We start from the raw sequence: 10654 nt of genomic DNA, 5'->3' as shown, positions 1-10654 counted from the left end.
CCATCCCGAACAGGACCGTGAAACGACTCTGCGCCAATGATAGTGCTGCAACCAGTGTGAAAGTAGGTTATCGTCAGGCTTTTATCCAGAAAACCCCTCCCTCGCAAGACGGAGGGGTTTTTGCTTTGTAATTCCCCATTCACACAAGGGCCTTGCGCCTTCAGTTCCTGGGCATGCTCTGCTGCCTGCCTTCGGGTTTCTGTCCTCCTCCGTATTTCCAATGCCCTTTCCCCTTATTGACCTGCAACTACCTAACGCCACCTGCTTTGGCTTGTCTCATCGCTTTACGTTTCTGCAGATGTGAAAAAGGGCGCCGCAGCGCCCTTTGAGGATACTAGTTTCTACTACATCTCTTAGAACGAATGGCCCACTTTCAGCACGGCCAGGTTGGCGCCCGGATTCGGGTGCTTGATAGCGCCATTGGAAAAGTGCTGCGCCTTCAGGCTGACATCCCAGCCGCTGGCGAATACATAGCCGACGCCGACATGGTCGCCGAACTGGAAGGCTGTCGAGAACGGACGGCCATTGTTATTGTAGATATGGGACATCAGGTGGAAGCCGATTGCAGCCTCGCCATAAAAGCCTTTTTTGCTGTCGGATTCAAAGCGGAACACCGGAGTCAGGCCGATATCGACCAGGTTTTGCGTTGCGCCCTGCACGCCCTGATAGGCCGTGTTATGCCATTGGGCGATGGTGGCGTCCCAGTAGCCGCCGAGGTGGGTGCCGTTGGATTTGAACCATTCTGTGCCCCAGTCGTATTGCAGGCCGAGGCGTGTCAATTTGGATTTATTGCCTGTGCCGAATTCACCGGACACGGAGTTTGCACCCAAAAAGGTATCGGCGGCAAAGGAAGATGCCTGAACCAAGAGCAAGGCAACGCTTGCGGCCAGAATTTTTTTGTTCAACATAATCGAAAACCCATCCAGTATTAGATAAAAAGAGCGATAAGGCTGACATGATATCGCAAATGCGCTTTTCGCATCTTTACCATTGAAAACTCTGGTGACAAAATGGCACACCGGGTTGGCGGGCCGCATGCATGATCCTGCCCAATTTTCACGCAAAATTAAGAGAGCACCAGATGGCAACACCACAGCGTATCGCATTCCTGGGAACCGGCTTGATGGGCAAGCCCATGGCGGCCCGCTTGCTGCAGGCCGGACATGAAGTCATCGTCTGGAACCGCACCATCAGCAAAGCGGAAGAATTGCTACCCTTGGGGGCATTGGTTGCCGCTTCCCCTATGGATGCGGTCAGGTACCGAGGGCAGCCGGTCGACTTCGTTATCACGATGCTGGAGGCAGGCCATATCGTTGAGCAAGTCATGCTGGCGGCGCTGCCGGCAATCGCTGCGGGAAGTATTTTTATCGACATGAGTTCCACCAGGCAGTCGGAGGCACTGGCCTTCCACACTTTGCTCTCGAACCAGGGCATAGGTTTCGTCGATGCGCCGGTTTCCGGCGGTGTGCTGGGGGCAGAGGCAGGCACCCTGGCAGTGATGGCCGGTGCCCGTGCAGGCGACTATGCAAAGGTCGAAACGATATTGAACATATTCGGTAGACCCATCCGTGTTGGTGAGCCGGGTTCCGGCCAGTTGGCCAAGCTGTGCAACCAGCTGATTGTCGGCGGCACGCTGAGCATCATTGCGGAGGCACTGTTGCTGGCACAAGCCGGCGGCGCCGATCCGGCTGCAGTCAGGACGGCATTGCGCGGTGGTTTCGCCGAGAGCCGTATCCTGGAGGTGCACGGGCAGCGCATGCTGGACAGGAATTTTTTGCCGGGTGGACAGGTCAAGAGCCAGGCCAAGGATATGGAAAATGTCTTGATCGCCGCTGCCGAAGCCGGTATGCGCTTGCCCGTTGCAGAACTGGTGACGCAGGCGTACCGTGATCTATTAAGCGTCGCTCCCAAAGCGGACCAGTCGGCCGCGCTGCTAGGCCTGGAACAATTGAACCCGGGCATACGCCTGGGAAGCGCCCCGGACACATTACCTCAGTGAATGTATATGGATAAGCAAGAATCGATGAGCAGACTCGTGCAGGCGCAGTTATAGTAGAGGCTGGAGATTTTGCCGGTCCCGTCTTACGGGTCCGGCAATGTTATGCCTGAGCGCTTGCGAGCAGGCCATCGATATCATTTACCAAAAGCAAATCTATGTCGCGACCTTCCTCTAAAGTGCTGGAAATACTGGAGCAGCTGATTTCCTTCCAGACCGTATCCCGCAACTCCAATCTACAGTTGATTCATTGGGTCAGGGATTACCTGGCCGGTTACGGCGTGCAGTCCCGCCTCACGTATGACAGCACAGGGCAGAAAGCCAACCTGTTCGCGACGCTGGGCGAGGGCAAAAAGCCCGGCATCATCCTGTCCGGGCATACGGACGTCGTGCCGGTGGAAGGACAGAAATGGGATACCGACCCTTTTACAATGACGGTCAAAGGCGACCAGCTGTTTGCGCGCGGCTCGGCGGACATGAAGGGTTTTATCGCCACAGCGCTATCCAAGGTGCCGGAATTCCTGGCGGCGGACCAACAGGCGCCGCTGCACCTGGCGTTTTCATACGATGAAGAGATAGGCTGCATAGGCGTACGCGGGCTGATACAGGATCTGGAGGAAATTGGCTTGAAGCCTGCAGGCTGTATCGTCGGCGAGCCGACGCTCATGGAACCCATCATTGCGCACAAGGGTACACATCGTTTCCGCTGCTGCATTACCGGACGCGAGGCGCATTCCAGCTATACCACCCATGGCGTCAACGCCATCGAATATGCGTCGCGCGTCATCGTTTATATCCGAGAAATCGCTGACAGGCTGGCGCGCATAGAAAAGCGCGACGATTCGTATACCGTGCCGTATTCGACGATGCAGACCGGCCTGATCCGGGGCGGCCTGGCGACCAATATCGTGCCGAAAGAATGCGAATTCCAGTTCGAGGCGCGCACGCTGCCGGATATGGATGCCGCTGCGCTGTACCAGGAGATCAGGGATTTTGCTGCTACCTTGCTGCCCGAAATGCAAAAAGTGGAGCCGCTGGCTGCCATCGATTTCGAATGGCTGGCGTCGGCGCCCGGATTGCAGATGCAGGAAGATCATGAGATCGTGAAACTGGCGGCGCTGCTGGCCGGCAATGCGCCAAATGGCGCAGTTTCTTACGGCACCGAAGCCGGACTATTCCAGAAAGCCGGCATTCCTACCGTGATATGCGGTCCGGGCAGCATAGAACAGGCGCATACACCGAACGAGTTTGTCGCACTGGAGCAGTTGGCGCAATGCGAAACCTTCATGCAGCGCCTTGTCAGCAATCGCTAGACCCTGATTTACCGGCCGCAGAGCGGGTTTAGGAAACAGATATGACCAGTACCATCGTCCGTGCGGTATGCCCGCACGATTGCCCCGATACCTGTGCGCTGCACGTGACCGTCAAGGATGGCGTTGCTACCGAGGTAAAAGGCGATCCCGAACATCCGACCACTGCAGGCGTGCTATGCACGAAGGTGTCACGCTATGCCGAGCGCACCTACCACAAGGACAGGTTGCTGTTTCCGCAAAAACGTGTGGGCCGCAAAGGCGAAGGCCGGTTTGAGCGCATCAGCTGGGACGAGGCGCTGGATATCATCGCCGGCAAGCTGGGCGCGATTGCGGCCAGGGATCCGGAAGCCATTCTTCCCTACAGCTATGCCGGCACCATGGGCTGGCTGCAAGGTGAATCGATGGCGCCACGCTTCTTTCATAAGCTGGGCGCCTCGCTGCTGGATCGCACCATCTGCGCAATGGCCGGCGGCACCGGCTATAAATACACGATAGGCGCCAAGGTCGGCACCGACACCGAACAGGTGCAAAATGCCAGGCTGATCATCATCTGGGGCGGCAATCCTATCGCATCCAACCTGCATTTGTGGACGCGCGCGCAGGAAGCCAAGCGCAAGGGGGCGCGGCTGATCGCGATTGATCCTTACCGTTCGCTGACCGCCGAGAAATGCCACCAGCATATCGCCTTGCTGCCCGGTACCGATGCGGCGCTGGCACTGGGGATCATGCATGTGCTGATCGAGGAAAACCTGCTGGACCATGACTATATCGCGCAGTACACGCTGGGTTTCGATCTGCTGAAGCAAAGGGTGCGCGAGTGGACGCCGGAAAAAACGGCAGCGACCTGCGGCATTACGGCCGGGGAGGTGACAGCGCTGGCGCGTGAATACGGCGCTGCCGGGCAGCGCGGCGAACCGGCGATGATACGCCTCAATTATGGAATGCAAAGGGTGCGCGGCGGCGGCATGGCCGCGCGCAATATCGCCTGCCTGCCGGCGCTGACGGGCGCATGGCGGCATGCGGCGGGCGGCGTGCAGTTGTCGGTGTCTGACTCCTTCCCCAAGGATAACCAGGCTTTACAGAGGCCGGATCTGATGCCTTCCGGTAAATATCCGCGCACCATTAATATGAGCACCATAGGAGACGACCTGCTGCGCGAAAGCTCGCCGGAGTTTGGCCCGAAGATCGACGCGTTGGTCGTCTACAATTCCAATCCGGTTGCGGTGGCACCCGAGTCTGGCGTTGTGGCGCGAGGTTTTGCGCGCGAGGATCTGTTCACCGTCGTGCTGGAGCATTTTCAGACCGATACTGCGGACTATGCCGATATCCTGTTGCCTGCGACGACGCAGTTGGAGCATACCGATATCCATGGCGCTTACGGTCATTTATACCTGATGGCGAACAACCCGGCAATTGCCCCGCTGGGTGAATCCAGGCCGAACACGGAAATTTTCCGGCTCCTCGCACAGAGGATGGGATTTACCGATCCCTGCTTTTCTGAAACCGATGATGAGATCGCCGCCAAAGCGGTCAAACGCAACGACGAGCGCTTGATCCATTTCGACTGGTCTTCGCTGAAGAAAACCGGCTGGGCCAAGCTCACGGTGCCCGATGCACCTTTCGCCAAAGGCGGGTTTCCCACACCCTCGGGCAAATGCGAATTTTATAGCGCAGCCATGCAGAAAGACGGATTGGATCCTTTGCCCGGTTATACCCCGCCGTATGAGTCCGCCGCAAGCAACCCGGAGCTGGCAAAAGACTATCCGCTGGCGATGATTTCGCCGCCAGCCAGGAACTTCCTGAATTCTTCCTTTGTCAATGTACAAAGCCTGCGAGCGACCGAAGGCGAGCCGCACCTGGACATCCATCCGGATGATGCGGCCGCGCGCGGCATAGCGCAAGGCGACACGGTGCGCATTTTTAATGCGCGCGGTTCTTTTCATGCGATGGCCAGGGTAACGGACAAGGCGCGTGCGGGCCTAGTCGTGGGGTTGTCGATCTGGTGGAAGAAATTTGCGGCTGACAACAAGAATGCCAATGAAGTCACTAGCCAGCGCCTGACGGACATGGGCCGCGCCCCCACTTTCTACGACGTGCTGGTGCAGGTCGAAAAACTGGCACAGTGAGAATTCCATGCTGAAACGCGGATCACTATTGTGGATGTTCCTGATGCTGTCTGTGTTTCTTTCCGGCTGCCAGCAACTTGACTATTATGGCCAGGCCGTGCAGGGGCAATTGTCGCTGCTGCAAGCTGCCCGTTCCATCGACAGCCTGATAGACAGCCCTGAAACGCCGCAGCAGTTGAAGACCCGTTTGGTAGCGGCGCGGCAGATGCGGCAGTTCGCCGTTGATGCGCTGAGCCTGCCCGACAACAGCAGCTATCGTAACTACGCCCAATTGGGCCGGCCTTATGTGCTGTGGAACGTAGTCGCGACCCGCAAGCTGTCGCTGACGCCGCTCAGATGGTGTTTTCCGGTGGCAGGCTGCGTTACCTATCGCGGTTACTACAAATATGATTCGGCGCTGGAATTTGCGCTGCAATTGCGCAGCGAAGGCTATGACGTCAGGGTGGAAGGGGTACCTGCGTATTCCACACTGGGCTGGTTCAACGACCCTTTGATTTCCACCTTCATCAATGCGCCGGATGCATCGCTGGCGCGGCTCATCTTTCACGAACTGGCGCACCAGATCGTCTATGTGAAGGACGATTCGGCCTTCAATGAATCCTTTGCCACGACGGTGGAGCAGGCAGGCGTACAGCGCTGGCTGGACCAGTACGGCAATGATGTGATGCGCGGCAATTATGAAAAGGACGAAGGCCGTCGGCGTGATTTCCTGGCGCTGCTGCAAAAATACCGTGGCAAACTGGAAGATCTGTATAAAAGCGGTGCGGATGACCAGGAAAAGCTACGGCGCAAAGCCGATATTTTCCAGGCCTTGCAACAGGATTACCAGGCAGTCAAGATATCCTGGGGCGGCTACACCGGGTATGACCGCTGGTTCGCAGAGCCGTTGACCAATGCCCATTTCGTATCGATTGCGACGTATCACGACCTGGTTCCCGCTTTTCAGGGCATGCTTGCCAAGAGCACTAATTTCAAAGAATTTTATCGCGGCGTAAAGAAACTCTCGGAGCTCGACAAGAAGGCCAGAACCGCGGAACTGGAGCAAATGGCGCAGCAGCAAAAAGCCGGAAACCAGCAATAGAACTGATGCGGTACGCTCGCCGCAAAATGGTGCAAAGCAGCATTTTGCTAGAGTATCTGTTCAGATAGAACGCAAAAGACTTGCCGAAGCGCATTGCAGCCGATAGCATTCAGTATCGGCGGTATTGTTGTCCTGTTATCCTGTGGGCGACAATGGAAGGCGCCAACAACGGCCAACCCCAATACACTGTCCGCGCACCTGCCGATTCCGTAGCGTGCTCAGGCCAGCTCACAATAAGAATCAGAGACGAGGAGAACATATGGACAAAATTTGGCTGCAGTCTTATCCGCCGGGTGTGCCGGCGGAAATCGATTTCATGCAATATCAATCGCTGGTCCAGTTGCTGGAGCAGGCCTTCCGCGACTATGCGGCGCGCAATGCCTATGTCTGCATGGACAAGTTCCTGACTTATGGCGAGCTGGATGAACTCTCCCGCAAAGTCGGTGCGTGGCTGCAGAACAAGGGCCTCGCCAAAGGCGCGCGTATCGCCATCATGATGCCCAACGTGCTGCAATATCCGGTTGCCATGGCCGCCATTCTGCGCGCCGGCTATACCGTCGTCAACGTGAACCCGCTGTACACGCCGCGAGAACTGGAACACCAGTTGAAGGATTCCGGCGCGGAAGCCATTTTCATCCTGGAAAATTTTGCGCATACGCTGGCACAGGTCATCGACAAGACCGCCGTCAAGCACGTGATCGTTGCCAGCATGGGCGATATGCTCGGCGGCCTGAAAGGCAGTATCGTCAATTTCGTCGTTCGCAACGTCAAGAAAATGGTGCCGGCGTTTTCACTGCCGAACGCCGTGCGTTTCAAGCAGATGCTGTCCGAGGCTTCGCAATTGAGCCTGAAACCAGTGAGCATTGGCCACGACGATATCGCTTTCCTGCAATACACCGGCGGCACTACCGGCGTCTCCAAGGGGGCGACGCTGACACAGCGCAATGTGCTGGCCAACATCCTGCAAAACGAAGCCTGGCTGCAGCCGGCCTTGACACCGGAACTGGAAAAACAGCAGATGACCATCGTCTGCGCCTTGCCGCTGTACCATATCTTCGCGCTGACGGTATGCAGCCTGCTGGGCATGCGCAAGGGCTCGCTGAATCTGCTGATCCCCAATCCGCGCGACATCCCCGGCTTCGTGAAAGAGCTGTCCAAATACAAGGTCAATCTGTTCCCGGCTGTCAACACGCTGTACAACGGCCTGTTGAACAATCCCGACTTTTCCAAACTGGATTTCTCCGGCTACCGCATCTGCAGCGGCGGCGGCATGGCAGTGCAAAAAGCAGTTGCCGACAAATGGCTGAAGATTACAGGCTGCCCTATCGCTGAAGGCTACGGCTTGTCGGAAACCTCTCCCGTCGCGACCGGCAATCCGGTCAACACCAAGGAATTTTCGGGCACGATAGGTTTGCCGGTGCCATCGACGGAAATCGCCATCCTGGACGATGACGGCAATCCCGTACCGCTGGGCCAGCCAGGTGAAATCGCGATACGCGGGCCGCAGGTCATGTCCGGCTACTGGAACCGTCCGGACGAGACAGCCAAGGTCATGACGGCGGACGGCTTCTTCAAGTCCGGCGACGTCGGCATCATGGACGCGCGCGGTTATACAACCATTGTGGATCGCAAGAAGGATATGATCCTGGTGTCCGGCTTCAACGTGTATCCGAACGAAATCGAGGGCGTCGTGGCCATGCACCCGGGCGTGCTGGAATGCGCGTGCATCGGCGTGCCCGATGCCAATTCCGGCGAAGCGGTCAAGCTGTTTGTCGTGCGCAAGGATCCTTCGCTGACGGTCGATACGCTGATGGCCTATTGCAAGGAACAGTTCACTGCGTACAAAAAACCGAAGTACATTGAGTTCCGCCTGGAACTGCCGAAGACCAACGTCGGCAAGATTTTGCGCCGCGAGTTGCGGGATGAAAAAAAGGCAGCCTAGGCTGGCATAAAACTCCGTTGCGGCATCGCAGGAGTCCAAAGAAAAAGGGAAGGCAGCGCCTTCCCTTTTTCCATTTCTGTCGTGGGCCGGTATGGTTTTCAGCCGCGCTGAACCACGCCGGGCCTGCCGTCTTCCACGGCAAAGCTGGCCAGTGTCGAGATGCCGGAATCCGCGCGTGCGACATTGTCGAGCGCCAGGAAATAGGTATTCATCTGCTTGGCCGACACATCCAGTAGCATGAAGCCGCGCTTGTCGCTGCGGCCGAACTTGATATGTGGGTTCTGCGCCACATACTGGTCGGTACGTTCCTGCGGGCGTGAGCTGGATGTGACAGATGTGCCGCAGAATTCGGTCGCCAAAATGGGATTGGACGGCGATGCCTTGCTGTAGAAATCCCGCTTCAGGTTGGCTGCGTAGAAAGTATGCACGTCGCCTGAAATGACCACCGGATTGGACGGCTTGTGTTTCTGCAGGTCGTCAAACAGGCGCTGCCTGGCGACCGGATAGCCATCCCAGCCGTCGGTCCAGAATTTGCCTTCACCCTCCGCCACCACCGGCGTCTGGCTGCATTGTGCCATCAGTGTCTGCTGTGCCAGGATGTTCCATTTCGCGCCCGAGCCTGCAAAGCCCTGCGCCAGCCACCTCTCCTGTTCCGCGCCCAGCATGGTGCGGGAAGGATTGATCCTCTCCGTGCATTCTGCAGTCGTCAGCGAAGTCGACCCTCCGCCACCTTTGGGGCATACCTGATAGGCGCGGTACTGCCGGTCGTCCAGCACGTGCAGGCGGCCCAGCCTGCCCCAGTCGTAGCGGTCATAGATGCGCATGTTGGCAAAGCGCAGCGGGTCTGTGGAAAGCGGCGGCAGGCGCACCGGCATGTGTTCATAAAAAGCCTGGTAGGCCGCTGCCCGTCTTTGCAGGAAATTCGGGTCGGCGCTTTCATCCCTGTCGTTGGCGTAGTCATTGCAAACTTCATGGTCGTCCCAGGTCACTATCCAAGGCGCGGCGTGGTGAGCGGCCTGCAGATGGATGTCACTCTTGTACTGCGCATAGCGGCTGCGGTAGGAGGCGAGATCCACGCTCTCCAGCTTGCGCCGTGGTTTGACCGGGTGGGCCAGCTCCAGAGGACCCCACTCATAAATATAATCGCCGAGGAAGGCCACCACATCGGGATTGGCGGCGGCAATATGCCGGTGCGCCGCATATTCGCCGAACTCCCAGTGCTGGCAAGACGCTACGGCCATGCGTAACCCCAGCGGCATGCTGTCAGGTGCGGGAGCCGTGCGGGTACGCCCGGTGGGGCTGATCGCATCGCCCAGCATGAAGCGGTACCAGTACCATCTGTCCGGCTGCAGCCCGGTGACGTCTGCATGCACGCTGTGCGCGAGTTCAGGCAGTGCTGCCGCCTCTCCCTTGGCGGCAATGTGCCGGAAGCCGTCGTCGTAGGCCAGCTCCCAGCGGACGTTGTAAGCCAGCGGCGGCAGGGCCTGAGCGTTCAGGGGATCAGGCAGCAGGCGGGTCCACAGCACGATGCTGTCAGGCCGGGGAGAGCCCGATGCAACCCCCAGTGTGAAAGGGTAACCGGCGGTGCGGGCCAGGGCCGTTGCTGGGAAGGCATTGGCCAGCGCTGCGAAGCCGGCCAGCCGGCCGGCCCTTTCCAGGAAAATACGCCGGCCCGACTCCATATCAGCAGGGACCTGATTCGACGTTGTAATTGGTAATGCTTTCCAGCGGCGGAATCTGGCGCGGTTTCCTGTCTTCGCCGGTGGCGACATAGGTCAGTATTGCTTCTGTCACCTTGACGGTGCTGGCCTGCAGCCGGTTGCGTTCCGCATACACTTCGACCGACACCGTCACCGATGTATTGCCGACTTTGACCACTTCGGCGTAAAAAGATAGTAAATCACCAACAAACACCGGTTGCTTGAATAAGAAGGAATTCACTGCGATCGTGGCAACGCGGCCATTGGCGCGCCGCGCGGCGGGAATGGCGCCGGCGATATCCACTTGCGACATGATCCAGCCGCCGAAAACGTCGCCGTGGACGTTGGCGTCGGCGGGCATGGGCATGACCCGCAGTTGGGGCATTCCCGAAGGGAGCGAGGTTTTGGCCGGTTCTGACATCTGGTTACTCCTAAACAGTTACAATCATTAGAATTAAAAGCTTATTGCGGCAGGCCCCAGGCTTGTTTAAAAATC

General features: G+C 57.9%; 8 protein-coding genes. 5 read left to right on the top strand and 3 right to left on the bottom strand.

The window, feature by feature from the left end:
- Positions 1 to 353 precede the first annotated feature (353 nt).
- Positions 354 to 908, bottom strand: coding sequence for an acyloxyacyl hydrolase (locus ACO0LO_RS25735; protein ID WP_422968811.1), 555 nt, complete (start codon positions 906 to 908; stop codon positions 354 to 356).
- Positions 909 to 1081: 173 nt separating this feature from the next.
- Between ACO0LO_RS25735 and ACO0LO_RS25730 the strand changes: the two genes are divergently transcribed.
- The 5 genes from ACO0LO_RS25730 to ACO0LO_RS25710 all read left to right on the top strand — a co-directional run bounded on the left by ACO0LO_RS25730 (position 1082) and on the right by ACO0LO_RS25710 (position 8458).
- Positions 1082 to 1999: an NAD(P)-dependent oxidoreductase gene (locus ACO0LO_RS25730; protein ID WP_422968809.1), complete on the top strand. Its 918-nt coding sequence runs from the start codon at positions 1082 to 1084 to the stop codon at positions 1997 to 1999.
- A 155-nt stretch (positions 2000 to 2154) separates the two neighbouring features.
- On the top strand, positions 2155 to 3309 hold the full coding sequence (gene argE, locus ACO0LO_RS25725; protein WP_422968807.1) for an acetylornithine deacetylase: 1155 nt from the start codon (positions 2155 to 2157) through the stop codon (positions 3307 to 3309).
- 41 nt (positions 3310 to 3350) lie between these two features.
- Positions 3351 to 5435, top strand: a complete 2085-nt coding sequence (locus ACO0LO_RS25720; RefSeq protein ID WP_422968805.1) for a molybdopterin-containing oxidoreductase family protein — start codon at positions 3351 to 3353, stop codon at positions 5433 to 5435.
- 7 nt (positions 5436 to 5442) lie between these two features.
- Positions 5443 to 6516 (top strand): aminopeptidase, encoded by a 1074-nt coding sequence (locus ACO0LO_RS25715; protein WP_422968803.1) that lies wholly within the window; start codon positions 5443 to 5445, stop codon positions 6514 to 6516.
- A 259-nt stretch (positions 6517 to 6775) separates the two neighbouring features.
- A complete protein-coding gene (locus ACO0LO_RS25710; protein WP_422968801.1) occupies positions 6776 to 8458 on the top strand; it encodes a long-chain fatty acid--CoA ligase in 1683 nt (560 codons plus the stop codon).
- Positions 8459 to 8556: 98 nt separating this feature from the next.
- Here ACO0LO_RS25710 and ACO0LO_RS25705 read toward each other — a convergent pair whose 3' ends face one another.
- Both ACO0LO_RS25705 and ACO0LO_RS25700 read right to left on the bottom strand, forming a co-directional pair.
- Positions 8557 to 10140, bottom strand: coding sequence for an alkaline phosphatase D family protein (locus tag ACO0LO_RS25705; protein WP_422968799.1), 1584 nt, complete (start codon positions 10138 to 10140; stop codon positions 8557 to 8559).
- A gap of 1 nt (position 10141) precedes the next feature.
- Positions 10142 to 10579: an acyl-CoA thioesterase gene (locus tag ACO0LO_RS25700; protein WP_422968798.1), complete on the bottom strand. Its 438-nt coding sequence runs from the start codon at positions 10577 to 10579 to the stop codon at positions 10142 to 10144.
- Positions 10580 to 10654 lie beyond the last annotated feature (75 nt).

It is taken from the genome of Undibacterium sp. TJN25, from assembly GCF_049339885.1.
GTDB lineage: Bacteria > Pseudomonadota > Gammaproteobacteria > Burkholderiales > Burkholderiaceae_D > Undibacterium.
Note: the sequence above shows the minus strand (reverse complement) of the source record. Positions and strands in the feature narration are given on the sequence as shown.

Excerpts from the sequence above, each read along its gene's own strand:
- argE (WP_422968807.1), top strand. The coding sequence starts at position 2,155 with ATGTCGCGACCTTCCTCTAAAGTGCTGGAAATACTGGAGCAGCTGATT.
- ACO0LO_RS25705 (WP_422968799.1), bottom strand. The coding sequence starts at position 10,140 with ATGGAGTCGGGCCGGCGTATTTTCCTGGAAAGGGCCGGCCGGCTGGCC.
- ACO0LO_RS25700 (WP_422968798.1), bottom strand. The coding sequence starts at position 10,579 with ATGTCAGAACCGGCCAAAACCTCGCTCCCTTCGGGAATGCCCCAACTG.
- ACO0LO_RS25710 (WP_422968801.1), top strand. The coding sequence starts at position 6,776 with ATGGACAAAATTTGGCTGCAGTCTTATCCGCCGGGTGTGCCGGCGGAA.
- ACO0LO_RS25735 (WP_422968811.1), bottom strand. The coding sequence starts at position 908 with ATGTTGAACAAAAAAATTCTGGCCGCAAGCGTTGCCTTGCTCTTGGTT.
- ACO0LO_RS25715 (WP_422968803.1), top strand. The coding sequence starts at position 5,443 with ATGCTGAAACGCGGATCACTATTGTGGATGTTCCTGATGCTGTCTGTG.
- ACO0LO_RS25720 (WP_422968805.1), top strand. The coding sequence starts at position 3,351 with ATGACCAGTACCATCGTCCGTGCGGTATGCCCGCACGATTGCCCCGAT.
- ACO0LO_RS25730 (WP_422968809.1), top strand. The coding sequence starts at position 1,082 with ATGGCAACACCACAGCGTATCGCATTCCTGGGAACCGGCTTGATGGGC.